This is a genomic window from Bacillus cereus group sp. BfR-BA-01522 (assembly GCF_022662635.1).
GTDB lineage: Bacteria > Bacillota > Bacilli > Bacillales > Bacillaceae_G > Bacillus_A > Bacillus_A cytotoxicus.
In genome coordinates this window covers 80235-106677 of sequence record NZ_JAKUDY010000006.1, presented here as the reverse complement: position 1 = coordinate 106677, position 26443 = coordinate 80235, and the positions used below count along the sequence as shown (strand labels likewise).

The following is a 26443-nucleotide window of genomic DNA, read 5'->3' as shown; positions in this document are numbered from 1 at the left end:
GCTAATCTAAGGAATTGTCATGTAATTTTCAATCCCTTCTCTATATCAGCGATTCGACACAAATAGAAACAAAGAGCCTACGCCAAAAGTTATCCTTTTGCCATAGGCTCTTCCCGCTACGGAATCATATCTACCAATAAACTAAAATTATGAAGGTTCATAGAACTATATTTCATAATTCCTTGCACAGTTAACAACAGAATAAGACCCGTTATGCACATATAGTTGACACAATCTGCACTCTTTTTTTCCGCTACCATTCCACCGCAAATACATAATAATCCTAATAGATGAAGTGCCAAATAAACAAAAAAGTACGGTTCATTCCAACGAAAGCTCACATTTATAGTCGTAATTACAATCAAACTTATCATCATTAAATAGAAAAATTTATTTGATTGTATTGTTTCATTCATATAAACATATCCATTCCTTTCTATACGGGATCTTCCCTTCATAATCGCGCTATCCGCGTTTCATCATGACAAAATAAATCACTGCTTTAAAAAAGTAAAAGAATATACAAGCGGTCACTACATATTCAAACATTTTTTTGAAGATTACTCGATTGTTACTATTATAATTTAGCAAAATTCGTTTTACAATTTCTTCTAAAACAAGCCCAACTCCAATTATGCTTCCTACAAGAATAAGCAGAAATATAGCGCTTTCTTTATGATTCGTACTTGAAAACAAATAAAACTCTGGGAACACAATCGGATCCATAACCGGGCTAATTAACTGACAAACTTCTCTACTACATATGTCTGTTATAGATGTCGAATTTGTTGTTTCTTTCAGAATATTCCCTGCGAACTTTTTCATCCATATAACTCTCCTAAACAGAAAGCTCTAGAGCCTTTACATCTTATTTAAAGTTACAATTGGTAGTTCTTCATTCATATAACGACGGTTCATAAACAAAAAGAATAAAACAAAATTTAACCCAAAGATAAAGATCATAAGTCCTGTAAAAAAACTTGTATAGTTGGAAAAGTCGGCAAAACTAATTGCTTCTTCTTTACTTATAAATTTGGAGGCAATCAGTACAATTGCATTGTTTAGCATATGAATACTAATCGGCATGAGTAGGCTTTTCGAGCGAATATATACAATAGATAGAACGATGCTAAATACGGCAGCACCAAGAAAATCAATATGCATGCAACCAAACAAAAGGGCAACTGCAATCATACCTTTTCCCGTTCCCCATTTTGCTGCAAAACGCTGAAAAAGAAATCCTCTAAATACAAATTCACCTATAATAGGTGCAATAAATACAACTATTATAAATTGATATACATATCCGCTGGTCTCTTCTATAATTGGTTGATGTAAAGCATTCATGATAAAATCCGGCGTAATCCACGTGAAACTATACATATACAAAATCAAATATCCATAGCTAAAGAGGCAAAGCATAATGGTAATCCATACAACTTGCAGTACATGAAATGTCTCTTGCCTATTAATAAATGCTCTTAATGGAATATCTTTTCTTCTATATTCATACAAGAGCCAAATCACTGGGAGTATATAAAATATGAGTAGATTTATAATAGAAGAATTTTGTATATGAAGTGTATGTTCGAGCAATTGCTTACTGCTGCGCTCCAGCCAAATCAGTGGTGTAAATACAATCAAAAAATATCTTGCTCGCATCGAATAAAACGGATTCATACTCATCTCCTCCCCTATGTTTACTTTTATCATATCATCTAAATCTTATTTCTTAACTAAGAAAACCTTAAAATTTCCTTAAAAATCCCATAACTTTCAAGAAAATGTTATGATATTTTGTGAAAACTAGGAGGGATTTTACTTTGTACAACGCAAATATTTTACTTGTTGATGATGAATCAGCAATCTTACAACTATTAACTACAATTCTACAAAAAGAAGGGTTTTCTCATATTACAACCGCAACTTCTGCTGAGGAAGCTTTGTTGCTCGTTGAAGATCATTCATATGATTTAATGATTCTCGATGTAATGCTCCCTGGACAATCCGGCTTTGATATTTGTCCTATTATCCGTCAAAAGACAGATTGTCCCATCTTTTTTCTAACAGCAAAAACATCTGATCTCGATAAAGTCTCTGGATTTTTATATGGAGCAGATGATTATATTACAAAACCATTCAATCCGCTTGAAGTTGTTGCTCGGATGAAAGCACAGCTGCGCAGACATTTGAAATACACTCCAAAAACAATACAAACTTCCGATATCTATTCATTTGGAAGATTTCAAATCGATAAACATGCTGCTGAATTAAAAGTAGATGGCAATATTGTAGAATGCTCCGCTCAGCTATTTCAGCTCTTACTCTTCTTTTGTGAACATCCGAATTACGTCTTCTCTAAAGAAGAAATATACGAAAAAGTTTGGGGCGCTCCAGCCTATAACGGAGATGATAATACCGTGATGGTCCATATTCGCAAGCTGCGAGAAAAAATCGAATTCAACCCAAGCAACCCACAGTATATAAAAACAGTTCGCGGACTTGGCTATAAATTCATTCCAGGAAGGTAATCGCGATGAATTTAAGTAAAAGATTAATTATCCAATTTATTCTACAACATATTTTTGTCTTATTCACTTTACTAATTGCTGTCGTAATTGCCTTCGGATATTTCGCTATTTTGATTAACTCGTCCTTATCCGAAACAAATGTATCAGAATTTGATAATTCAACAATTTCCAGTTACGTTTCTTTCGAAAACAGTCATATTACATTGAATGCTAAAGTAAAAGAAACGATTCAAAAAAAAGAGGATTGGCTTCAAATTGTGGATGAAAACGGAAAGGTACTATATCACTATAATACACCTAAAGAGGTTCCTGATTCCTACACAAAAACATCATTAGTCGCATATTTAAGGCAGCAAATACATAGCCCGTATAAATTCACTTATTGGGATATTGAATTAGGAAAAAAGAAAGCAATTGTAATTTATGGTGAGCAACTTCAAAGCAATAAATTGTTGCAGAAATTACAAAAAGAGCACAATGCACCATTCACAGCAAATTTTTCTTTAACTGACTCTGAAAAAGAACAACTTTCTGCTGCAAATGCTGTATTACAAATTTTTAATGCAGATGGGGAAGAAATTTTTTCTTATCCGGAAAACCGAGGCAAGCCCCTTTCTGCCATTCAAGCCGTACTTTCTGAAAAAGAGCCTTGGAATCATCAAGAAAACATTTCAACTCTTTATAATCCGGAAGACAAAACTTTATTTACAATCACAACTAAAAATGCTCATTATAATCCATCTGAAATAGATGAGGATGTAATCGCGAAAAAATTCCTTACCTTTTTCGGTGTTGTTTTTCTTGTCACATTTGTCTATTTAGTCATTATTTCTATTTGGTACGGTAGAAAATTTGGAAAACCGCTGTTACATACAATGCGTTGGCTCAAAAATATAGCCGGCGGAATATATGAAGAACCTGTTAGTAAAAAAGGAAAACCGATTCGCTTTCGGCGCTCTGGTAAAGAAAAATGGTCATTCCGTTTATTTAAAGATGTAACAAAGGCGTTAGAACATCTTTCAATTACACTCAAAAAAAACGAAGCGATGCGACAAGTACTTCAACAAACACGCGAAGAATGGATTACCGGACTCACTCATGATTTAAAAACACCCCTTAGTTCGATTTACGGTTACTCTCTTTTATTAGAATCTAACCAATATCAATGGACTGATCAAGATATTCAAGAGTTCGGTCATGTCATAAAAGAAAAATCACAATATATGACTACATTAATCGATGATTTAAGCTTAACATACCAATAAAAAAACAATGTGCTTCCTTCTCAACATTCACATGTTGAAATTAATCAATTTGTTCAAAAGATTTTATTGCAATTTATTAATAACCCTACGCTTCAAAATCAAAATATTGAATTTGTTCCAAGTTCCCATAAAATCTATTATTCGATTGAGGAAAAGTGGTTCCAGCGCATTATTGAAAATTTATTAGCAAATGCCGTAAAACATAACAATGAAACGACCAAAATCCTCGTCAAACTAGCAAAAAACAAGGATTCTTTCACTCTTTCTATTACAGATAACGGAAAGGGAATGGATGAAAAAACAAAAGAACTATTATTTGAACGGTATTACCGCGGAACAAATACAGAAGAAAATAATGCAGGAACAGGACTTGGTCTCGCTATTACAAAGCAACTTGTCCTCGCTCATAACGGTACGATTTCAATTGAAAGTGAACTTGGGAAAGGAACAGCTATTACTATCATATTTCCATTTCCGAATCAAAAGAGAACGTCTTAACCGAAATTGTCGTTACGTATTCTGTATAAAAAGAGCGAATCATCATTGATTCGCCCTTTTTCTTCCTATTTCTGTTCACCCGCCTTCTATGTATTATGATAAAGAAAAGCTCCATTTTTTTCTTGACGTTTTTTTACTTTATTTCACAAAACAATTCCAGGATTTATCTAGTAAAGAAACAAGATGGAAAACCGACTTGTTATATTGTCACTACGAAGAAGTTTTAGGTTCATACATTTGTTCTTATGTCTAAATGATGATACAAAATCCATACATATAGTACTCATCAATTTATAGTACTACTAATAATACAGTACCTCGAAATATATGGTAGTTGATGGTATATTTAGAAATAATTAGATAAATCATTCCAAAAAACATGTCATTTTAAAAAAATAGAGGGGGACGAATCGCTTTCGCAACGAAAGGTTCTCTCCACTTATTTTCAAAATTCTCATAAAGAAACAGATTGAATTCTTAACTGTGATGCATCATTTCATAAAGGAAAGTGATTGTAGTGAACAAAAAGGAATTTTTAAACAAACTTAGCTCTTCCCTAGGAAACATACCAAATTCAGAAAAAAACGATATTCTATTAGAATATGAAACTCATTTTATTAGCGGTAAGCAGGATGGGAAATCTGAAGAAGAGATTTGTAAAAAACTTGGAAACCCTAAAACGATCGCGAAAGAAATGAATGTTACATACGCTATAAACAACGCGAATCAAAAACGCAGCCTCAAAAATATGATAATAGCAATCCTGTCTGTTATGAGCTTAGGTTTGGCAAACTTTATATGTATCATGATAGCTTTCTTCTTATTACTCTTGCTATCGCCAATTCTTCTTGCACTCATCGTTGCTACTCCTTTACTATTACTATCACCTCTACTACTAGTAATAGTTGGATTTACAAAAGGATTTCATCAAATCCATTTTTCAGATGTTTATAGTGTGTTGATAGGTTTTTTTATTGGCTTAGGCATCGCTGGTGTATCTTATCAAGCACTAAAACATTTATACTCGCTTTTAGTCAAATATTTGAAATGGAATGTCTCTATTTTAAAAGAGGATTAATAGAAATGAAAGAGTGTACATCTCCTCTTTCATTTCCTTCGTTTATTTCCAATATGCAATTTCGCATATTCTCTCCTGTCATTTCCACTTTCATGCTACGATATATGTGAAATACGACATATATCGACAAAATAGGAAGTGATTCTATGAAACGTTCTAAAACATATGTAAAATGTCTCGCATTATCTGCTGTGTTGGCAAGTAGTGCCCTAGCAATGCACACACCGGTTGTCGCTGCACAAACAACTTCTCAAGTTGTAACAGATATCGGTCAAAATGCAAAAACACATACAAGCTACAATACATTTAATAATGAACAAGCAGATAATATGACAATGTCATTAAAAGTAACTTTCATTGATGATCCAAGTGCTGATAAGCAAATTGCGGTTATTAATACAACAGGTAGCTTTATGAAAGCAAACCCAACTCTTAGTGACGCACCTGTTGATGGATATCCAATTCCAGGGGCAAGTGTCACATTGCGCTATCCATCACAATATGATATTGCAATGAATTTACAAGATAATACGTCGCGATTCTTTCATGTAGCACCGACAAATGCAGTGGAAGAAACGACTGTCACATCAAGCGTTTCTTATCAACTTGGCGGCTCTATCAAAGCCTCTGTAACACCAAGCGGCCCTAGTGGCGAATCTGGAGCAACAGGTCAAGTAACTTGGTCTGATTCCGTCAGTTATAAACAAACAAGCTATAAAACAAACTTAATTGATCAAACAAATAAACATGTAAAATGGAACGTATTCTTTAATGGATATAATAATCAAAACTGGGGCATTTACACTCGCGATTCTTACCATGCTTTATATGGAAACCAATTATTTATGTATTCTCGTACGTATCCTCATGAAACAGATGCACGAGGCAATCTAGTCCCAATGAATGACCTTCCAGCTCTCACAAATAGCGGTTTCTCTCCAGGCATGATTGCTGTTGTCATTTCAGAAAAAGATACAGAACAGTCTTCTATCCAAGTTGCTTATACAAAGCATGCTGACGATTATACACTTCGCCCTGGCTTTACATTCGGAACTGGTAACTGGGTTGGAAATAATATAAAAGATGTAGATCAAAAAACATTTAATAAATCATTTGTATTAGATTGGAAAAATAAAAAACTAGTAGAGAAGAAGTAAAGTAAAAAACAACACTGACAAACTCAGTGTTGTTTTTTACTTTATACTTGCATTGCCTTTTCTCTCAAAGCTCTTCTTAATAGTTTTCCCGTGGTGTTTTTCGGTAATTCCTTCAAAAATTCTATCTTTTTGGGAACCTTATATTTTGCAAGGTGCAACGAACAATAATGAATGAGCTCTTCTTCTCGTACCCTGTCATGTTTTGGAACAACATAAGCACATACAGCTTCTCCTAAACTTTCATCCGGAACACCTATTACGATTACTTCAGCCACTTCCTCATGTTTATATAATACTTCTTCTACTTCCCGGGGATATACGTTATATCCACCGACAAGGATGATATCTTTTTTACGATCCACAATATAGAAGTAACCTTCTTCATCCATTTTTGCTAGATCACCTGTATATAGCCACCCTTCACGAAGCACTGCTGCTGTATCTTCTGGAGCTTTATAATACCCTTTCATCACGTTCGGACCGCGAACAATCAGTTCTCCGACTTCTCCAACAGGTACTTCCTCACCAAGCTCATTTACTACTTTATTTTCAACATGCCAAATATTCGTTCCAATCGATCCTGGTTTTCGCGGCCGATCCAATGGATTAAAACACGTCACTGGCGATGCTTCTGATAGTCCGTATCCTTCTGAAACAATGACACGAAAACGTTTTTCAAAATTCTCCAAAAGAGCAACAGGCATAGATGCACCACCAGATATGCAAAGTCTGAGTGAGTGCATATCTTCTGCACTTGCTCCTTCATATAAATATAAATAATTGTACATCGTTGGTACACCGGCAAATATTGTTGGTTTATATGTGCGACAAATGCGAAATACTTCTTTTGGACTAAACTTTGGTAACATTAAAATGATTGCCCCATTTATAATCGGTGCATGAATCGCAACGGTTAAACAAAACACATGGAACATCGGTAACGCCGCCACAACACGGTCATCTTCTGTATATTGTAAATATGTCGCAACGTCTCTCGCATTACTATATAAATTCTTATGCGTTAACATAGCACCTTTTGGTTGTCCCGTTGTTCCTGAAGTGTATAAAATAACCGCAACGTCTTCTTCATGTAATAGTGGACCTTCATAAGATATATCTCCAGTTTCCACCAAACTAGTAAACGTTTTCACTTTTTCGTTGTCTGTAAGTTGAAAATCTGATGAGGTTTCACATATGATAATATGTTCGAGAGAAGGAAGTCTTGTTGTAAGAGATTGTATAATCGGTAGAAGGATGTCGAGTATGATGATTGTTTTTACGTCTCCATTTTGTAAAATGTAATGCATTTCATCTGCGGTATATATTGGGTTAACCGGAACAACGGTTGCTCCTGTTTTCATGACCCCATATAACCCGATTAAAAAATGTGGTGAATTCCCAACAGCTAATGCAACATGATCCCCTTTTGTGATGCCCATTTTTGCTAAATTACTAGAAAACTTTGTGACCATTTTATTTAATTGGTCATACGAGACCGACTCATCCATAAATATATAAGCTGGTTTCTCCCCTTTCTTTACGGCTGTCTCAGCTAAAGATTGAACGAGATTCACATAACCCCCACCTTTATAAAATTTTGAAAATTTAAAAATTCTAAATACATTATATTAAAAGAAAATTAGGGTATCAAGTAACATTCAAATACTCGCATATAAAGTAGCAGCGTAAATCACTACTACCAGTAGGTACGAGCGAAATGAAGGTTCATTCATTTTTACAATCCATGCGCCTTACCGCATCTACCGCTTTTTTACAAAAACATAAAAGAATCTTACCCATTTCAGTTACAGCGTATTTCGTAATGAATTGAGGTGAAACAATAATGGTGCATGAAATTTTATCAGCGATTTTTGAAATATATCGATCGTTTCTCAACATATATCGGCGCAATTTAAAATATATCGGCCATTCGACACAGGATATCGACGGTACGACAAATAACGACATGAAAACTGCTCTCCCAATTTAGGAGAGCAGTTCACTATTAAAAGAACAATGCTAAGAAATCTTCTTTCGTTATATTCCCAAAGTAGCGTTTTACATCTACGTCTTCTAACGCTGCAGCAAAGGCTTCCTTATCAAACTGAACACCTGTTAAACGCTCTTCAATATCATGAACATCGAGTGCACCAAAGAAGTCACCATATATTTTACACTCTGTTACTGTTCCTTTTTTCACTTCTAATCGAACATCAACCTGTCCAACTGGGAAACGGTGTGAATGTTGTAAATTGAACTTCGGTGACTTTCCGTAGTTCCAGTCCCAATTGCGGTAGCGCTCTTCAGAAATTTTATAAATTTCTTTCCAATCTTCTTCTGTTAACTCATATGTTGGAATTTCCTTTTCTCCTTCAAAGATTGTCTCAAGAAGAAGCTGTTTAAATTCTTCTGTTGTCATCTTTTCATTTAAAAATTCCGTAATATTAGCTACACGGCTGCGAATCGATTTAATTCCTTTTGATTGAATTTTGTCCATTTTCACTTTTAATGCAGATACAACGTGATCGATTTCAGAATCAAATAATAATGTACCGTGACTGAACATACGACCTCTCGTTGAAAATTGAGCGTTACCTGAAATTTTTCGTCCCTCAGCTAAAATATCGTTACGTCCACTAAGTTCTGCATTCACACCTAATTTACCAAGTGCTTTCGTAACGGGCTCTGTGAATTTTTTAAAGTTATGAAAACTATCCCCGTCATCTTTTGTAATAAAACTAAAGTTTAAGTTTCCTAAATCATGGTACACAGCCCCGCCACCTGATAAACGGCGCACAACATGGATCCCTTTCTCTTTCACATAATCTGCATTAATTTCTTCGACTGTATTTTGGTTTTTCCCAATAATGATGGAAGGTTCATTAATGTAAAACAGCAAATATGTTTCATTAATATCTAAATTTTTCACGCAATATTCTTCAATTGCTAAATTAATCGTAGGATCTGTAATTCCTTTATTATCAATAAATAACATGTTCTCACCTCATGAATTCCAAGTATAGCCACTATGCGCTAATGCAATAGAGCCACTAAAAATTTGTTTTGCTTCTTCTACTAAATCAGCTGGATTTCCTGTATGGGGCAAATGCGTTAATACTAATTTTTTTACATTAGCATGCTTTGCTATGTTTGCGGCTTCTATACTATTCATATGCCCTGCTTTTGCAGCCTCTTGATGCGCATACATATTGCATTCGCAAATAAATAAATCCGCATCCTTTGTAAATGGAATAAATTCAGGAATATAACTAGAGTCCGCACTATATACAACAACTTTATCTCCCGCCGCAATGCGCATTGCATAGCACGTAACAGGATGTACTGTTTTTAAGAATGAAATGGAGAACGGTCCAATTTGCAATGTTTCCTCTGGATGATAGACAATTCCTTTCGTATGCGGCTCATGCGTTAAGGACGCAAATCCTTGTACATCAAAACCATGCCCATAGATTGGCAATTGTGGTAATTGCCCTTTTGTCGCATTTGTAATTAACCTTGCATATTGTAATACCCCAATATCCGCAACATGATCATGATGATAATGCGACAATAAAACTGCATCTATATCAGATGGTGCTATATATTTTTGAAGCTGTGCTAATACACCACTGCCACAGTCAACAAGTAAACGAAAACCATCGTGTTCAAACAAATACCCCGATGTCGCTTCTCCCGCTTCTGGAAAGCCGCCCCAAAAGCCAACAACAGTCACCTTCATATGTATCCATCCTTTCAAAAACCGATAGAAATGCATGCTTTCTTTCTATATTGAGAAAGATTTCACTTACATTCTACATTGTTAACTATAATCCATTTCCTAAACTTTTTCATTATTTTTCATTTTGTTATAAAACAGTTGTTGACTTTTTATTTTTGTACTAATACAATATTATTAAGAAATGGAGGGATTTTCATGATTGATCAACCAATGGAATTTTTCAGAAATTTGCCAACAAAAACTTGTGCGCATTGCGGAAAGGAAATTGATGAGCAACACGAAGCATACCATAATAAATGCGATGACTGTGTTCACGAAGAATAATCGTGTATACACATAAAAAACCTAGCAGACATTGTCTACTAGGCTAGTAACATCGCATCTTTCATCGTTGAACCTTTCACCAAGAGTTCCAGCTCAAACTCATATAGTTCTTTTTTGCGATAATTTTTTGTATGGATTTTATCTATCATTAAATCTATAACTTTTCGAGCCATGTCATCGATTGGTTGTTCCATTGTCGTAATACCAGGCTCTGTAATTTTTGATAAAATTTGATTATCAAAACCAATTACAGCTAGGTTATCTGGAATACTCCAGTTATGGCGTTTCGCCTCTGAAATAATGCCAGCTGCAACCTCATCGCCTCCTGCCAAAATAGCGGTAGGATTTTTTTTGTCCTTTAATACATCATGAAAGAGTCTTTTCCCATCTCCCCACGAGAAAACGTTTTCAATAAAATCAATTCCTTCTACATGTTTCCCCTGCTCAGTAACTGCACGTAAAAATCCCATTTTTCGTTGTTGGCTAATTACCTTTGTTTCATTGCCACGGCAGAAAATAAGATTGCGATACCCTTGCTCTAATACATGTTTTGCCGCAATATATGCTCCTTGAGCATGATCAAATTTAACCGTTGGAATATTTGCTTCTTCAATATATTCATTACATAACACAATTGGACCGTGTTGTAAATATGGCTCCACATCTTCCCATGAGTTCTCAAGGGAACATAGAATAATGCCATCTACTTGTTTTGTTGATAACAGTTGTAAGTATTCCATCTCTTTTTCTGGTAAGTATCTTGTTTGACAAATAATCAGTTTATATTTATGTTCAGAAGCAGCAATCTCAATTGCTTCAATAAATCTACTGAAAAAAGGATTTGTAATTCTTGGAACGAGAACTGCAATTGTCTCCGTTTTTTGTTTTCGAAGTCTTCTTGCTGCCGAATTAGGTACGAAGCCTAAATGCTTCATCGCTAATTGAACTCGCTTTTTCTTCTCATCTGATACGTACGGATGATTATTAATCACCCGAGAAACCGTTGTTCTTGATAATCCCGCTAATTTCGCCACGTCCTCAATCGTTGACACGAAATTCTCCCCCTTTGTATGAAAACGTTTTCTTTAGTAAATTATATAGTATATTATTGGAAACTGCAATATGAGTTCTTATGATTTTACTATATTAATATTATTCATAAGAAAAAGTATATATTTGCAGAAAAAATAAGTGGACTTTTCGAACACTTGCTATAAACAGAATAAATAGAAATAGGATGATTATCATGAACCGAACAGATCGTTTACTCGCTATATTAATTGAGTTACAGAGGAATCAAGTTGTGACAGCTCACATGTTAGCAGAGAAGTTTGAAACATTAGCACTGTATTACATCAATGAATTAAACAAATACTCATTGGAACAACTGAGACGAAAGCCTTCTGAAGAAGAATGGTCGCTTGGACAAATGTATTATCACTTACTTACAGCTTCCAATATGCAATTACATGCAATAGAACAGTGTGCAACTGGTTCAGCTATAATCAGTGGTAAAAAAACAGAAATGGGGGAAGACGTATATAAAATGGGAGCCTTCCCTCCTATTCAAATCAAAATACCGAATCGTCCTGGATATACACCAGAAAACCCGACAAACAAAGAAAATCTAAAACAAGGATTATTACAGCTTATCGACAAGATGAAAAAGACTCAGCTAAAGCTCTCTTCTATTCCGTCCCATCATACAGTGGCTCATCCTGGACTTGGTCACTTATGTGCAACAGAATGGTTTCAACTTGTGTATATGCACTTTGCACATCATCTCCATCAGAAAGAACGGTTAGAGAAAACCCTAATAACCGATTCAAATTGTTAATGACTACGAAAATCGTTCTATCCTTGAAGGACATACATATATTTACATTATGAACCAAATTTCAGGGGGGAACTGTATATGCAATGGGTATATCATAATCCGGTATTTGATGTTGATTACGTACATCCGTCTATTCGATTATCTTCTGCTTGGGTAGGACACAACCACTTTGCATACGACTTCATTCGATTTATGAAACCGAAAAAGGTAGTGGAATTAGGAACACATTATGGTTCTTCTTTTTACAGCTTTTGCCAAGGAATAAAAGATGAACAACTTTCCGCCGAATGTTTTGCTGTTGACACTTGGAAAGGTGATTTACATAGCGGACCATACGGAGAGAATGTGTTTGAAATGGTTAGTTATGTAACAAACCATTGTTATCCAACAATAGGACGCTTAATCCGTTCCACATTTGATGATGCTTTACATTTATTTGAGGATGAAAGTATAGATGTATTGCACATTGATGGTTATCATACATTTGAAGCTGTTTCACATGATTTTGAAACATGGTTGCCGAAAGTCTCTAAAAATGGTGCCGTCTTATTTCATGATATTGCCGTGTTGGATCGTGATTTTGGCGTATATAAGTTATGGGAGACATTAAAAAAACAGCATCCTTATCTTGAATTTTCCCATTCATATGGTTTAGGTGTCCTATTTCCGAAAGGATATGACAATAAGTTCCAAGATGTATTCGATAAGAAAGAGGAACTACAAAGAAAATATGCAGGGAGTAACATATAACTCACACATACGACCAAAAAAATAGTGCCATTGTATATGAAACTTATACATATGGCACTATTTTTATATACTCATCTTCTCTACAAACGAGGAAACCATTGATCCCAATATGGTTGATACTCTGGCCATAAATATGTCGTTTCTTTATCAAACCCTCGATAATGGCGCATATATCCTGCTAAATAACTAAATGAGGAGGCATGAGGTCCAGCAAAAAGAGGCGCACCGATACAAACTAACCAGTCGACTAATGCTTGTTCCTCTAAACACAATGCATCTAACTCCTTCTGCAAGCCAGGGTACGTTTGTAAAACATCTTGCTTTCTGACTATGACTAAATGAGGAAAATGTTCTTTTATACGAGCTACAATGCGATGATACTTTTCCTCTTGAACACCAGAAGCAATATAAACAGCCGATAAATCCGCTGTACTTGCAATTGTATTGATTATTTGTTGAAGTTGATTTTCTGTATGAGCCGCTAAGTCGAATCCTTCCACAGGTAAATGAACTAAATCTCCTTCAATTCTAAGCTGAATCGCTCTCCATCTCGGGTAAAAAGACATAAGACCAATCGTGCAGCTAGCTAATTTTTGTATATGTTTCGCAAAGGGTAAAGATTTCGCAATAAATTGTCCTGTCTCCCTACTTTCATCTCGTAATATATGTCGTTGAAGAAACCGCCTACAAGTAATCATATGCTTAAAAGTCTCATCCATATCCGGTTGATGCCGCTTCACTAAAATATTTTTCTTGTAAAATAACGCCCTACATTCATCTACATCCAAATAAGAGTCAATATTGATTTTTGAAAAATACGGGCTCTTATGAAAGTCAACGGAATTTCGAGTTTGCACATCTTTTAAAAGGATACAAACTGCATCATGTTGCTTCGCATAATATAAAGCTTCTCCTATTGTTCTAAAAATAGCCATGAGCTGATTACAAAGTCCTTCTATCTCCCCAATTTCATATTGCAAATATATGATAAAACTCCCCGCCCTTCTTTCTTTCTCTTGAACATCTTATGCAATATATATGAGTATAGAACATACTTCACTTAACCGTCATGCTACAGAATCATTCCTACTGAAACAAAAAAAAGATTATCTTAGTTTGACAATCCTTTTAATAAATATAGTTCAAATAACTCTGCAATTCTTTCTTTTTCTAGTGGCTCATGATTTTTTTCCCAATCGAAAATAAGTGATACATATAGTCTAAGCATAATAAACGCTGTAATTTCTGGATCGCATTTACTGATTTCACCTTTCTCGATTGCAAATTCCAAATAGGCTTGAATAAAGGATACAATTTCTGTATCTACTTGCTGCATCACTTCTTGTACTTCTTTCGTTCCCATATCTCGTTCTTCTTGGATCAGCTTAATCATAAGCTGATGCTCTTTTCTAAATTCTAAGATGCTGTATAATGCTCTATGTACATTTTCAAAGAATGAAATATCTGGACGAATGGATTCTTTTGCAACTTCCTTCATTTCTGCAATTAAATTCGAAATAATTTCACCAAATAATTCTTCTTTATTTTTGAAAAAAGTATAAATTGTCCCTTTTCCAACATTAGCCAATTTCGCAACTTGATCCATTGTCGTTGCCTTATAACCAAACGCTGAAAAAGATTTTGTTGCAGCCTCAATAATAGAACGTTTTCGATCTATTGCCACATCTTCACCTCCAAAAATGACCAAATGGATAATATAGTCAATTTGTACACATTTGATATTATCACAGTCTTCCAGTATATACAAGTTCTCTTTTTTAGTTATTCCCCGTATCAAAAATTCCAGTCATAAATGAAACCTTGCTTATAATAGTCATAGTGTATCAAAAAATGGACGGAAGTGAAAAGGTAAAAATATGTTATAAGAGCTATCTGGTGACTATGGTAAAAGAAGTCTCACTACTACAATCATCCATAATACATATTGCCACCTAAGCGTTAGCCTATCCTTGAGTACAATTTTGACACATAAGATGATACCGACTAATATACTCGCCATAAGTGATGTTTCAATTATCCAGTCAAAGAAGCGCGAAAGGTAAATATGTACGAATGTATCTATCATTACGATCTACCTTCCTGCTCATTTTCTTCTGTCTGTTCATCCAAAATGCGTTTCAATTCATGAATATCTTCTGAAGAAAGTTTCTCTTCTTTTAAAAAATTTACAAGTAACGGTTTGAACGCTGCACCACAAAAACGATTCAGTAACGATTTTGTTTCGACTTGCAACTGTGATACTAATGGATCGTAACGCATACATATGCCCTTTATCTTAATGATACGAAACTGATTCCTTTTGAACGAGCCGATTAATAAATGTTCGAATTGTCTTTGGCTTCCAATCTATTTTTGACTCTAGCTTCTCAATGATTTCATTTGCCGTTTGCGGAGAATTCAACCAAAGTACTTTCATAATTTCTAACTCAGCTTTAGATATTTTAGATGATACTTTTTTCATACTCCATTTCCCCTTTCAGGATTATCAACTCTATTTTACAAATAACATTCCAATTATTGATAAAAAAACAAGAAAATCTTTACAATTAATAGTAATATAGAAAATAAGTATATTCTTTACAATCAAGTATTACTCTTATCAAAAAATGAAAGATAAAGTGGAACTTTAATCAGTGGGGGTTTCTCAATCATGATTCGTGCACTTCGCTTACAAATTAAACAAGCTTTTTTAAATCCGCTCTCGATGTGTTTTTTATGCAGTATGTTCGTTCTTCTTTTTATATATCACTATTACTACGTTTTACAATATATTAATTCTGTACCAGACGAATTATTAACAACATCCTATAAGTGGATTGGATTTCGTGATAATGAAATGGATGTTTATTTATTGTTAATGCCCATTATCGCTACTTTACCTTTTAGCACAAGTTATAACGCTGATAGATTAGAAGAATTTAAGTCTTTTATAAGTAAAGAAGTTTCCTTTCTTTCGTATTTATACACAAAATATATCGTTACCTTTTTTTGTGGTGGATTCCTTTACATTTTTCCGTTCTTACTTTCTTTATTACTTTGTAAGCTCACAATACCAGATGGTGTACCATCCGTAACAAATAATTTAATCAATACAAATGGCATGTTTGCATCATTGTATTATGATTCTCCGATCACTTATATCTCTGTATACATTGGGATTAATTTTTTATTTGCTGGTTTCATGGCTGTGTTAGGTCTAGCTGCCTCTATGTGGTCGCAAAAAGATTACATGGCGATTTTATTTCCATTCACTGTAAGTTCACTTCCCTATGTTATTTTAAATATTATTTTTCCTACCATTGGAGGAGCACCTATTCATCTATATGATCCGAAACAACCACTGCAAGGAATGTCTCCGTACATTCTTACTCTGCAATATACATTGTTTGGAATCGTTAGTTTATTTATGTATATAAAAGGAACAAGAAAAGATAAAAAGAAATATACACGTAAATTGCAAAAAAGAATGCGCTGCAAACAAACGTTAAAAATTACATCATAAGCACAAAATTAAAATATATCAGCGATTCTTACCTAGTTATCGGCGCAAAATGAAATATATCGGCGCAAAATCAATTTTATCGGCGTTTCGACACAAGATATCGACCAGTCGACAAATTTCGTCACCGCACTACGTAAAAAAACCCGTCTAAACTGAACGGGCTTTTTTCAAATCAATTTGCGCAAGCACCGGGTCATGATCGCTGACGCGGCCGTGCTCCTTCATCATATTTGTATTTAAGTGTACTGGATCTACAATTGTATGATTTGCAATATTATTTGTCACTAAGATGTGATCTAGTACTTGTGCATTCCCTTCATGAATATATGTGTACCGATTTTCTTTTGAAACAGTTTCTAACATATTTTGTAATGTGTCGCCTTTTAGCGCTTGCAGTGGTTTAGAGAATTCAAAATCGTTCATATCCCCTACTACAACAACAGGTGCGTTCGCATCTCGTTTTTGAATTCCTTTCACAAAACGATTCACTTCTTGGGCCAGCTGTACTCGTTTTTCTTCGCTTTTCCATACCAGTGGTTGTATGCTTCCAAATGGCGGTGCATCACCTATTTTTGAGTTTAAATGATTAGAAATAACAACTAGATGTTGACCTTGGAATGTAAATTCAGCGGCTAATGGTTTACGGGTGCTTTCAAATAACGGATTGTCCTGCCCAATGCGTGTCGGATTTGTCTCTAACAATTTTGGTTGATCCGCTAGTTTTACGCGCGATGAATTATAGAAAAAACCGACGCGAATATTCGCTCCCGGCGCTCCTCCATCTTGATTGTTTAGAGGCGCTACTTCTACATATTCATACTTTGGACCATGGATTGCTTGCACCGCATCAATTATACGTTTTGCACTTAATGAAGCATCTGTTGTGCCATCATTTATTGTTCCATTATTATCTTGCATCTCTTGCACACCAATAATATCCGGCATTTTTAAATTATATTTAATCGAATACGCGAGCGCTTTTACTTTTTCATCAGATGTTTCCTTTTGATTTGCAGAAAAGTTTTCCATGTTATATGTAGCGACTGTTACTCTCCCAAGCCGAGGCTGAATCTTTGCTCCCACTTGTTTAAACCCTCCGTCTATCACAGATGGTAATTCCGTCACTGGCGAAATGCGGTATGCGCTATAATCATAACCTACTACTCCTGTTATATCACCGTTAAAAGTATCACCAACTTTTGCTACATAGTTACGAGGTACTTTTAAAGATAAGCGTTCTGGATTGAGTTGCGTCTCACTTAAAAGCGGCGTTCCATATTTCGTTACCACTTTATTGCTACCATTTGCAATCGTTACATATAAATTCCCATGCTTCTGCGGTGCAACCACTTTTGGTGTTGGAAGTGTAACTCGCATACCTTCTAAGCTTTCATAAAAATCAATCGCATCTTCCTGCGGATCAAAAACACCGAATGCATCATTATCAATGATTTCATCTGGAATCTTCACGCCATGCTCCCCTAGCACAACTGCTTCTGGAAGTGGCACATGACTCGCCTTTATGGTTGCGCGAGTTGCCTTAATTTCTGTCGTAGTTAAATCTGTTTCAAATCGTTCCGCATATCCAGCTCCAACATGCTCCTCCACTTGTCCATCTACTTGGACAACGTCTCCCACTTTCACATCAGCATCTTTCTGATACACGTAAATTCCTTCTGAAGTAGCTGGGTCGTCATCAGGCTGTGCATCTTGCATATAAAAACCATATTTATCTAACGCAGTGACTATCCCTTCTACATTGCGCACTTTTTTCCCTTTATAAGGAGAAATATGCGCTTTCCCTTGAATATCATGAATGTGTACTTTCTCACCTTTTACCACTGTAAACGAAAACGTAGCAACTGGTGAAGACTCACTCCCTTCCTTTACCCCAATTGCCTGAATCACCGTATCTTCTTGTAAAACAATCGGTTCATAATAACGAATACTTTGATTCGTAGGCTCTGATCCATCTAGCGTATAATAGATCGTCGCCCCTTCTGTCCTCGTCGTTAATGTAACAAGCGTTCCCTTTTCCACTTCTCTCCCATTCGGTGACGCAGTGACTTTGCTTACACGATTTTCTAATTCTCCTGGAAACTTGTACGCTGTTACTGCTTTTAAACCAGGACTACTAAAATATAACTCTAATGTACCTGTCAATTGAACTTTCTTCCCAACATTTTCAGGATGATCTTTCACATTCACTGCTGCTCTTACGTCCCCTTTTGGCAACTGAACAGGCATACCCTTCTCCGGATTGGTCTCATCTGGAGAATCTGCAATTGCTACATTTGTATCTCCAAACTTCGCTGGATCTCTCGTATACTTTGACGGACTTTGTGTATATCCAACAATATATCCTTCTACTACCCCTTTACTTTTACCATGCTGCTGAAACTGTTGAATCGCATCAAGCACTGATAACGAATTCGTTTCTTCCGCTTTCACTATCGTTCCTGTAAATGAAATAAACAGTATAAATGATAAAACGATACCGATTACTTTCTTCACCGCCATCTTCCTCTCCTTACTTCTTTTGTCCTAACGGCATGTATTATCATAACAAATCATTCTTTATAAAGAACGATCATACGACAAACTTTACAAAAAATTAACTTAAGTAGATAAAAAAAGACCGTCCGAATTGAACAGTCCACCATTACTATTATAATTTTTTAAATAAAAAATAATGGTTATGTCCTTCGGGGAAATCTTCTACTGTGCCATAAACCTCGAAACCTAAGTTTTTATAAAAATCAGGAGCTTGAAAACTAAACGTATCTACCTTGATTATTCGACATTTCTTCTCCACAGCGAATTTTTCAGCCTTTTTGATAAGCTTTTTGCCAAACCCTTTCCCCTGAAGGCTTTCATCAATCCAAAGAAATTGAATGACAAGACTTTGCATTTTAGTATTTCCTGAAATGCCGCCAAGGATGTTCCCTTCTTCATCTTTAATTTTAAAACAAAAATCTTCGCCAATGAAGTTCATATCTTTTTCTGACAGATGCTTTATATTGTATTCCCCTAGCCTTTTCCGAATGTAAGAGGGATCCTCTCGGTTCCACTCTGTGTCAATCACTACATTTCGCATCTTTTATACCTCCTAATACTTTGAAAATACTTTTATTCGCTCTACTACGAAAAAACTCCTTTTTTATTTTTAAAAATAAAAGTAAAATCCGAATTGATCTTTCCGATGGTGGAAAAGAACGATAGCGAGTTGAATTTATATATTCCTATATACCCGTTGCTTGAACACCAAAAAAAACAGGAGACACCGATCTCCTGTTTTCATTATTATTGCGCGATTAATTTTGTTTTATTGCGTTCTTCTAAATAAGATAATACATATTTTACAGCCGCCTCACCTTGATCAATGCAATCTGGAAGACCAGAGCCAGCATAGGAGCTACCAGCTAAATATATGCCTGGTAGTTCTTGTTTTAGAAATGCTGTTAGTTTTTTCATTCTTTTTTTATGTCCAACTGTATATTGCGGCATAGCATCTTTCCAGCGGCTCACGACAGTAAAGTCTGGCCTCTCTACTATATCCATTGTTTTTTGTAAATCTTCTAATACAAATTGAATTATTTCTTCATCTGTTTGTTCTACAATGGCTTCATCGCCAGGACGCCCTACATAGCAGCGCAACAATACTTTCCCATCCGGCGTTGTATGTGGCCACTTTTTATGTGCCCACGTGCAAGCTGTAATGGAAAAATCACTATTTCTTGATACGACAAATCCAGTTCCATCAATATCGCGCTTAATGGCTTCTTTCGGAAAAGCTAGTGCGACATTCGCTACAGAGGTTGCCGGAATATTGCGGAAGAAGCGGAACTCTTTATACTGCCCGAACATAGATGGCAATCCTTTATGCGGAGCTGCAATGATAACTGCATCTGCCTCTATTTCTTTTCCGTTGCTAAGAGTGATTTCATAGCCATCGCCCAGCTTTTTCACTTTTTCAACGCGCGTTCCCTTCATCACTGTATTCGTATCAAGTTTTTCTTCTATTGCCTCAACTAACGACTCTAAGCCTGTTTTTAATGTTAGAAACATCCCTTTTGGTTTCACATCTTTTGTTCGTTTTGGTGCTAACGCACGCATACCAAGCGAAATACTGCGGTACTTCTGCTCTATTTGATAAACTTTTGGGAATGTTGCCATCAAACTCATTTGATCAATATCCCCTGCATAAATACCAGCGAGCAATGGTTCAATTAAATTTTCAACCACTTCATTTCCGAAACGACGCCGAAAAAATTGGCCTAGTGATTGATCCGAAACTGGTTTTGAACGCGGAAGTACAAAATCAAAACTAGCCCTTAATTTACCAATCGGAGAAAACAATCCTGAAAATAGAAACGGCGTAATTTGTGTCGGAATTCCCATCATAGATCCGCTCGGAATTTTGTGCAATTGATTGTTCACAAGAACAAATGACTGACCTGCTTTATTATTTACAAGCTCGTCTCCTAAACCGACTTCTTTCACCAATCGAGCTGCACTTTCTTTTCTTTCGAGGAAAGAATCTGGGCCGCGTTCAATTGTAAATCCTTCTTTTCGAACGGTTTGAATTTTCCCGCCAACCTTACCTGACGCTTCTATTAACAACATATCAATCTGCAACCCTTGTTCACGAATTTCTTTTTGCAAGTAATACGCTGCTGTCAATCCCGCAATTCCACCACCAATGATAACCACTCTTTTTTTCAAAACAGTCCCTCCTTTCTCGCTTGTAGTATTACAATACTTCTTCTTGTTTTTTAAGCACAACGTCCGCTAAACAATCGATAAATGCTTCCGATGCGTTTGGCATCTCTGGGCGATAATATTTCGCCCCGATTTCATCTGTAACGATTTTACATTCAATATCATTGTCATATAATACTTCCAAATGCTCCGCTACAAAACCAACTGGTGCATATACAAATGAAGTGTAACCGTACTTTTCATACAGCTCCTTCGTTAAATCTTGCACATCTGGTCCAATCCATGGATCAGGTGTGTTGCCGGCACTTTGCCAACCAACCGCGTAATTTGGAACTTCTGCACCACGAGCAATATATTCTGCCGTTTCACTTAATTGCTCTGGATATGGGTCGCCTAATGCGATAATTTTTTCCGGTAAACTATGCGCAGATACAATTAAAACTGCTTTTTCACGTTCTTCTTCTGGCATGCCGTCATATATGCTTTTCACCGCATCTACCCAATACTGAATAAATTTCGGCTCTTTATACCAGCTCTCAATGCCATGAATCGTTAAATCTTCACATTTCGCTGCTTCTTCTTGTGCTCGTCCAATATAAGATTTCACGCTAAAAGTAGAATAATGAGGGGCAAGAACAAGAGCAATCGCCTCTTTTATTCCATCACGATGCATAGCTTGTACAGCATCTTCAATAAAAGGCTCAATATGCTTTAACCCAAGATACATATGAAATTCCACATCATCCTGCATTTCATTTAAACGCTGTTCTAGTCTTTTCGCTTGTTCTAATGTAATAGCAGCTAAAGGAGAAATACCACCAATCGCACGATAACGCTCTGTTAAATCCTGTAACATTTCAGGACTTGGCTTTCGTCCTCTACGAATATGCGTATAGTAACGTTCAATATCCTCTTCTTTATATGGTGTTCCGTATGCCATAACAAGCAAACCAATTTTCTTTTTCATACCCCTAATTCTCCTTTACTTCGCTAACTGCTCTTTCGAATATTCATGAATAAACGCTGTTAAACGTTTTAACGTATCAGGATTCACCTCTGGAAATACACCGTGACCTAAATTAAAGACATAGCCAGGTTGTTTCATTCCTTGGTCTAAAATGCCTTTTACATGCTCTTCAATGACATTCCATGGTGCAAGTAATAGCGAAGGATCCATATTACCTTGTACTGCTTTATGAATACCGCGCGTACGCGCCTCTTCAATTGACAAGCGCCAATCTAATCCTACTACATCAAGCGGCAAGTCATTCCATTCGTTTGCTAAGTGACCTGCTCCAACACCGTGCATGATCATCGGTACGTTCATTTCACGAACCTGTGCAAAAATACGCTCCATTGCTGGTTTAATAAATATGCGATAATCTGCTACATTCACTGTACCAACCCAAGAATCAAACACTTGTACTGCCTTTGCCCCAGCCTGAATTTGTGCTTTCAAATACGCAATGACCATATCTGAAAGCTTATCCATTAATGCAAACCAAGCTTTTGGTTCTGCATACATAAACGCTTTTGTTTTATGGTAGTTGCGAGACGGACCGCCTTCAATCATATAACTTGCTAATGTAAATGGTGCACCTGAAAAACCGATAAGCGGAACATCCAACATTTCTGCTGTTAACAATCGAATGGTATCTAATATATATGGTACATCTTCTTCTGGATGAATTTCACCAAGCTTCTCTACATCTTGCATAGAACGAATTGGATTCTCGATTACTGGTCCAATTCCAGATTTTATTTCTACATCAACACCAATTGCTGGAAGCGGTGACATAATATCTTTATATAGAATCGCCGCATCGACATTGTATTGATCAACTGGAAGTTTTGTTACATAGGCACAAAGCTCCGGGTTGTGTGTAATTTCAAATAAAGAATACTTTTCTTTAATCTTTCTATATTCTGGTTGAGAACGCCCTGCTTGTCTCATATACCACGCCGGTACATAATCGGTTCGTTCCCCTTTACATGCTTTTAAAAACGTCTCATTTATATTTCTTACCAAAACCCTTTCTCCCTTCCTCACGAACACTTCAAACGAATCCTATTCGATAATTATCTTTTTTTACTATACAGCTTGTAAAAACAAAATGCATAACATTATGTATGTTGTTCATGAAATTGACACAAATGTTCGTAAAAACGCTTGATATTTTCGAAACATTCTTATTATATCACAAGCAAAAACTACGGTTTAGCTACTTTTGTCTTTTCTCCTTCCCGATTTGTTTGCGAGTTATATGGAACAACGTAAAAGCTCGGTTTTGCAAATATATTAATAAATTTCACATCATATTCGCCCGTACCTTTAACCGTTCCAATATGCGTATGAACTCCATTTTCTATTTGATAAATTCTGTACATCACCCTTTTATCAGGAAGAGGTTTCCAGCTTAATTTTGCAATGAATAAGCCAAACGGATGAAAAGATAGTTTTGCTTCTAAATGTTCAATTTTACTTAAATGAATGGGCTTACTAATCGTCGCAACTCCTTTTGGTCGCTTAAACTTTTCTTTGTCCTGCACATGAGCTTTCATTAAAATCTTTTTAAATAGCTCGGTAGCAGACTCACTTCCACCATATAACGTATGTTTTTTATCTGTACGATCATATCCCATCCATACCGCACCTACTAAACTTGGCGTATATCCAACAAACCAAATATCCCTTACACCCTCACGTTGGTTGGAAAGCGAAGTCGTCCCTGTCTTTCCAGCTAGTGCCCCTTTATACACTCCTGCCCTTGCTGTTCCTTCCTCTACAACCCCTTCTAACATTTTTGTCATATACCACGCAGTTTGCTTTGAGAAAATTTTCGTTTCTTCTTTTTGGGACTCTCCAATCATTTTCCCCTGTCGATCAAATACTTTTTCAATGACATGTGGCTCAATAATTTTTCCATTTGCTAGAAACGCACGATACATCTTCACAATTTCAAACGGAGAAACCCCTTCTTTTAATCCACCAAGAGCGGCGCTTAAACCTGAATCAGCAATGTGAATATTTCCCTTCTCCAAATATTGCTTCCCTTCTTCTACTCCAAGTTCATGCAGTAAAGAAACTGCAGGAACATTCGCTGACTGCAAGAGCGCATCATACATCGTTACTTCCTTTGAATATTGATGATTATAATTTCGCGGTACATATCCTTTAAACGCAGTTCTTTCATTTGTTAATAAAGAATACGGATTGTACTTTTTTGTTTCCAGTGCTGGCGCATATACAAGAAGGGGCTTTAAAACAGACCCTGGCTGACGCTTTGCAAATACTCGATTAAAACCTCTTGGAACATATTCTCTTCCGCCAATCGCGGCCTTAATTCCTCCCGTCTGATTATCCATTAATAAAAAAGCGCCTTGCACATTTTTGTCTCCCCCTGGGAAATTTTTTTCATCTTGAAACTGATCATAAGCAACCTTTTGCATATTTTCATCCATGGAAACAACAAACGTATAACCGCCGCGGAGGACTTCTTGATGTGACAAGCCATATAGACGTGCTGCTTCATCCACGACCATATCGACATAAGGCATATAGGCGAGTTCCTGTTTATCTAGATTTTTATATAGCGCAATGGTTTTCCCTTGATAACGAACGCTTTCCTCTGCTGTTATATACCCTTGATTATGCATGAGAGACAAAACTAAATCACGGCGCTCCTTACTCTTTTTCGGATGTAAAAACGGAGAATATCCGCTTGGTGCTTTCAAAAGCCCAGCTAACATCGCTCCCTCTTCGACAGTTAAGTCCTCTACATTTTTATTAAAGTACATTTTGGCTGCAGATTGAATTCCGTATGCACCATGACCAAAGTAAATATGGTTCATATACATTTCAAGAATTTGCTGTTTTGTATATTTTTGCTCGATTTGCAGTGCTATCGCAACTTCTTTCAACTTACGTACAAATGTTTTTTCATGCGTTAAAAATACATTTTTGACGAGTTGCTGCGTAATCGTACTACCTCCTTGCACTTTCTCTCTTGCTAAAAGATCCCGATACACCGCCCTAAAAATAGAAGGATAATCAATGCCGTGATGTTCATAAAACCGTGCATCTTCTACTGCAAGAAATGCTTGCTGCACATGCTTTGGGATTTGCTCAATTGGCACAAGTTCTCGATTTTCTATATATAATTTTGTAATTTCTTTTCCTTTCTGATCAACGATACGTGATGAAGAGTGGAAAACCAACTGCTTTTCATCCATCATATAGCCACCAGCTAACACAATAAGTTTATAGATTACGATTGCAACTATAAACACTGCTATGCCGCTTATTACAGTCCACTTTATTTTCTTCATACTTCGTCCTTCTTTCCAAATGATGGTACATTTATTATTTGAAAAAGGCTCTCCTTTATGTATATATTCTTCGAAGTTTTTAGTAAGAGTTGCTATAATAAAAACAAACTTAATGAAGGAGGCCCAAAAATGAAAGCCATAATTTCATACGAAACCCCTCTAGAAGAACCACATTTTATCGCTAAAAGTAATGAAAAAGATATGTTTTATAAAGAAAATATAGAAGAAACGGTAGAAGGAGCACTTCAATATGATGTGCTCGATGCCGTCGGGGAATTAAAAGGACAAGCTGGTTTTATCGTTTGTAACAATATTTCTGTTACAGATGAAGGTCGTCCTGTTTTTGAAAATCGTTTCAAAAATCGCGCCGGGCTGATTGAAAATGAACCTGGTTTCCAAGCAATTCGCGTTCTTCGTCCATTAAGTAACGATACATATGTCATTATGACAATGTGGGACACTGAGCAAAACTTTAAAGACTGGACAGAATCTAGATCCTTTGAACACGCGCATAAAAAACGCCCGACACAAGCAAATGCAGAGCCGCAAAAAAGCATCTTTTCTAAACCATCTTTTGTAACGACATTTCAAGTACAAGGGTAAAAATCTAGATAAACCGCAATACAACGAAGAGAGACGCAGTACATGAAATTATATCAGCACTTTCGCCCAACATATCGACTCTTCGAC

General features: G+C 36.1%; 24 protein-coding genes and 3 pseudogenes. 10 read left to right on the top strand and 17 right to left on the bottom strand.

Annotated elements, in window-relative coordinates; translation table 11 throughout:
- Nucleotides 1–116: 116 nt before the first annotated feature.
- Genes MR059_RS10880 through MR059_RS10870 form a run of 3 tightly spaced genes read right to left on the bottom strand, consistent with a single transcriptional unit; the run spans nucleotide 117 to nucleotide 1680 of the window.
- Nucleotides 117–416: a hypothetical protein gene (locus tag MR059_RS10880; protein ID WP_041810252.1), complete on the bottom strand. Its 300-nt coding sequence runs from the start codon at nucleotides 414–416 to the stop codon at nucleotides 117–119.
- A gap of 49 nt (nucleotides 417–465) precedes the next feature.
- Nucleotides 466–825 carry a hypothetical protein gene (locus MR059_RS10875; protein ID WP_087097960.1) on the bottom strand — a complete coding sequence of 120 codons (360 nt, stop codon included), beginning with the start codon at nucleotides 823–825 and terminating at the stop codon, nucleotides 466–468.
- A gap of 36 nt (nucleotides 826–861) precedes the next feature.
- Nucleotides 862–1680 carry a CPBP family intramembrane glutamic endopeptidase gene (locus MR059_RS10870; RefSeq protein ID WP_242161754.1) on the bottom strand — a complete coding sequence of 273 codons (819 nt, stop codon included), beginning with the start codon at nucleotides 1678–1680 and terminating at the stop codon, nucleotides 862–864.
- A gap of 143 nt (nucleotides 1681–1823) precedes the next feature.
- Here MR059_RS10870 and MR059_RS10865 point away from each other — a divergent pair, with 143 nt between their 5' ends.
- The 4 genes and pseudogenes from MR059_RS10865 to cytK1 all read left to right on the top strand — a co-directional run bounded on the left by MR059_RS10865 (nucleotide 1824) and on the right by cytK1 (nucleotide 6529).
- Complete coding sequence (locus MR059_RS10865; RefSeq protein ID WP_087094598.1) at nucleotides 1824–2531, top strand: response regulator transcription factor; 708 nt, start codon at nucleotides 1824–1826, stop codon at nucleotides 2529–2531.
- Between the two features lie 5 nt (nucleotides 2532–2536).
- Nucleotides 2537–4294, top strand: a pseudogene (locus MR059_RS10860) (sensor histidine kinase).
- A 517-nt stretch (nucleotides 4295–4811) separates the two neighbouring features.
- Nucleotides 4812–5372, top strand: a complete 561-nt coding sequence (locus MR059_RS10855) for an HAAS signaling domain-containing protein (RefSeq protein ID WP_242161753.1) — start codon at nucleotides 4812–4814, stop codon at nucleotides 5370–5372.
- A 146-nt stretch (nucleotides 5373–5518) separates the two neighbouring features.
- On the top strand, nucleotides 5519–6529 hold the full coding sequence (gene cytK1, locus MR059_RS10850; RefSeq protein WP_011983930.1) for a beta-channel forming cytolysin CytK1: 1011 nt from the start codon (nucleotides 5519–5521) through the stop codon (nucleotides 6527–6529).
- A 41-nt stretch (nucleotides 6530–6570) separates the two neighbouring features.
- On the opposite strand, the gene MR059_RS10845 is transcribed toward cytK1, so the two are convergent.
- Nucleotides 6571–8103 carry a fatty acid--CoA ligase family protein gene (locus MR059_RS10845; protein WP_011983929.1) on the bottom strand — a complete coding sequence of 511 codons (1533 nt, stop codon included), beginning with the start codon at nucleotides 8101–8103 and terminating at the stop codon, nucleotides 6571–6573.
- Nucleotides 8104–8372: 269 nt separating this feature from the next.
- Here MR059_RS10845 and MR059_RS10840 point away from each other — a divergent pair, with 269 nt between their 5' ends.
- Nucleotides 8373–8519: a hypothetical protein gene (locus MR059_RS10840; RefSeq protein WP_242161752.1), complete on the top strand. Its 147-nt coding sequence runs from the start codon at nucleotides 8373–8375 to the stop codon at nucleotides 8517–8519.
- Between the two features lie 15 nt (nucleotides 8520–8534).
- On the opposite strand, the gene MR059_RS10835 is transcribed toward MR059_RS10840, so the two are convergent.
- Both MR059_RS10835 and MR059_RS10830 read right to left on the bottom strand, forming a co-directional pair.
- Nucleotides 8535–9524 (bottom strand): lipoate--protein ligase, encoded by a 990-nt coding sequence (locus MR059_RS10835; RefSeq protein ID WP_011983928.1) that lies wholly within the window; start codon nucleotides 9522–9524, stop codon nucleotides 8535–8537.
- A 9-nt stretch (nucleotides 9525–9533) separates the two neighbouring features.
- Nucleotides 9534–10268, bottom strand: coding sequence for an MBL fold metallo-hydrolase (locus tag MR059_RS10830; RefSeq protein ID WP_242161751.1), 735 nt, complete (start codon nucleotides 10266–10268; stop codon nucleotides 9534–9536).
- A gap of 195 nt (nucleotides 10269–10463) precedes the next feature.
- Between MR059_RS10830 and yhfH the strand changes: the two genes are divergently transcribed.
- Nucleotides 10464–10592: a protein YhfH gene (gene yhfH / locus MR059_RS10825; protein WP_000567010.1), complete on the top strand. Its 129-nt coding sequence runs from the start codon at nucleotides 10464–10466 to the stop codon at nucleotides 10590–10592.
- 38 nt (nucleotides 10593–10630) lie between these two features.
- Here the strand turns inward: yhfH and MR059_RS10820 are convergent, their stop codons facing one another.
- Nucleotides 10631–11644 carry a LacI family DNA-binding transcriptional regulator gene (locus MR059_RS10820; RefSeq protein WP_048722235.1) on the bottom strand — a complete coding sequence of 338 codons (1014 nt, stop codon included), beginning with the start codon at nucleotides 11642–11644 and terminating at the stop codon, nucleotides 10631–10633.
- A gap of 251 nt (nucleotides 11645–11895) precedes the next feature.
- Between MR059_RS10820 and MR059_RS10815 the strand changes: the two genes are divergently transcribed.
- Complete coding sequence (locus tag MR059_RS10815) at nucleotides 11896–12429, top strand: DinB family protein (RefSeq protein WP_242161763.1); 534 nt, start codon at nucleotides 11896–11898, stop codon at nucleotides 12427–12429.
- A gap of 78 nt (nucleotides 12430–12507) precedes the next feature.
- Nucleotides 12508–13179 (top strand): class I SAM-dependent methyltransferase, encoded by a 672-nt coding sequence (locus tag MR059_RS10810; protein ID WP_087094592.1) that lies wholly within the window; start codon nucleotides 12508–12510, stop codon nucleotides 13177–13179.
- Nucleotides 13180–13259: 80 nt separating this feature from the next.
- Here MR059_RS10810 and MR059_RS10805 read toward each other — a convergent pair whose 3' ends face one another.
- The 4 genes and pseudogenes from MR059_RS10805 to MR059_RS10790 all read right to left on the bottom strand — a co-directional run bounded on the left by MR059_RS10805 (nucleotide 13260) and on the right by MR059_RS10790 (nucleotide 15661).
- Nucleotides 13260–14159: an O-fucosyltransferase family protein gene (locus MR059_RS10805; RefSeq protein WP_087097954.1), complete on the bottom strand. Its 900-nt coding sequence runs from the start codon at nucleotides 14157–14159 to the stop codon at nucleotides 13260–13262.
- A gap of 131 nt (nucleotides 14160–14290) precedes the next feature.
- Entirely contained in the window at nucleotides 14291–14863 is a 573-nt protein-coding gene (locus MR059_RS10800; RefSeq protein WP_011983922.1) for a TetR/AcrR family transcriptional regulator, read from the bottom strand.
- 219 nt (nucleotides 14864–15082) lie between these two features.
- A pseudogene (locus MR059_RS10795) lies at nucleotides 15083–15265 on the bottom strand (M56 family metallopeptidase); the annotation flags it as partial.
- Nucleotides 15265–15661: pseudogene (locus tag MR059_RS10790) on the bottom strand (BlaI/MecI/CopY family transcriptional regulator). The pseudogenes MR059_RS10795 and MR059_RS10790, both read right to left, overlap by 1 nt.
- Nucleotides 15662–15850: 189 nt before the next feature.
- On the opposite strand from MR059_RS10790, the gene MR059_RS10785 reads away from it, so the two are divergent.
- Nucleotides 15851–16702 (top strand): membrane protein, encoded by an 852-nt coding sequence (locus MR059_RS10785; RefSeq protein WP_011983920.1) that lies wholly within the window; start codon nucleotides 15851–15853, stop codon nucleotides 16700–16702.
- A gap of 147 nt (nucleotides 16703–16849) precedes the next feature.
- Here the strand turns inward: MR059_RS10785 and MR059_RS10780 are convergent, their stop codons facing one another.
- The 6 genes from MR059_RS10780 to MR059_RS10755 form a co-directional block, all read right to left on the bottom strand.
- On the bottom strand, nucleotides 16850–19222 hold the full coding sequence (locus MR059_RS10780) for a DUF6359 domain-containing protein (RefSeq protein WP_087097952.1): 2373 nt from the start codon (nucleotides 19220–19222) through the stop codon (nucleotides 16850–16852).
- 148 nt (nucleotides 19223–19370) lie between these two features.
- Entirely contained in the window at nucleotides 19371–19799 is a 429-nt protein-coding gene (locus MR059_RS10775; protein ID WP_011983918.1) for a GNAT family N-acetyltransferase, read from the bottom strand.
- Nucleotides 19800–20005: 206 nt separating this feature from the next.
- Nucleotides 20006–21427: a protoporphyrinogen oxidase gene (gene hemY / locus MR059_RS10770; protein WP_087094589.1), complete on the bottom strand. Its 1422-nt coding sequence runs from the start codon at nucleotides 21425–21427 to the stop codon at nucleotides 20006–20008.
- A gap of 28 nt (nucleotides 21428–21455) precedes the next feature.
- Nucleotides 21456–22391, bottom strand: a complete 936-nt coding sequence (gene hemH, locus MR059_RS10765; protein WP_011983915.1) for a ferrochelatase — start codon at nucleotides 22389–22391, stop codon at nucleotides 21456–21458.
- Between the two features lie 15 nt (nucleotides 22392–22406).
- Nucleotides 22407–23453, bottom strand: a complete 1047-nt coding sequence (gene hemE / locus MR059_RS10760; protein ID WP_041809512.1) for a uroporphyrinogen decarboxylase — start codon at nucleotides 23451–23453, stop codon at nucleotides 22407–22409.
- 182 nt (nucleotides 23454–23635) lie between these two features.
- A complete protein-coding gene (locus tag MR059_RS10755) occupies nucleotides 23636–25753 on the bottom strand; it encodes a transglycosylase domain-containing protein (RefSeq protein WP_048722210.1) in 2118 nt (705 codons plus the stop codon).
- Between the two features lie 129 nt (nucleotides 25754–25882).
- Between MR059_RS10755 and MR059_RS10750 the strand changes: the two genes are divergently transcribed.
- On the top strand, nucleotides 25883–26356 hold the full coding sequence (locus MR059_RS10750; protein ID WP_242161750.1) for an antibiotic biosynthesis monooxygenase family protein: 474 nt from the start codon (nucleotides 25883–25885) through the stop codon (nucleotides 26354–26356).
- Nucleotides 26357–26443 lie beyond the last annotated feature (87 nt).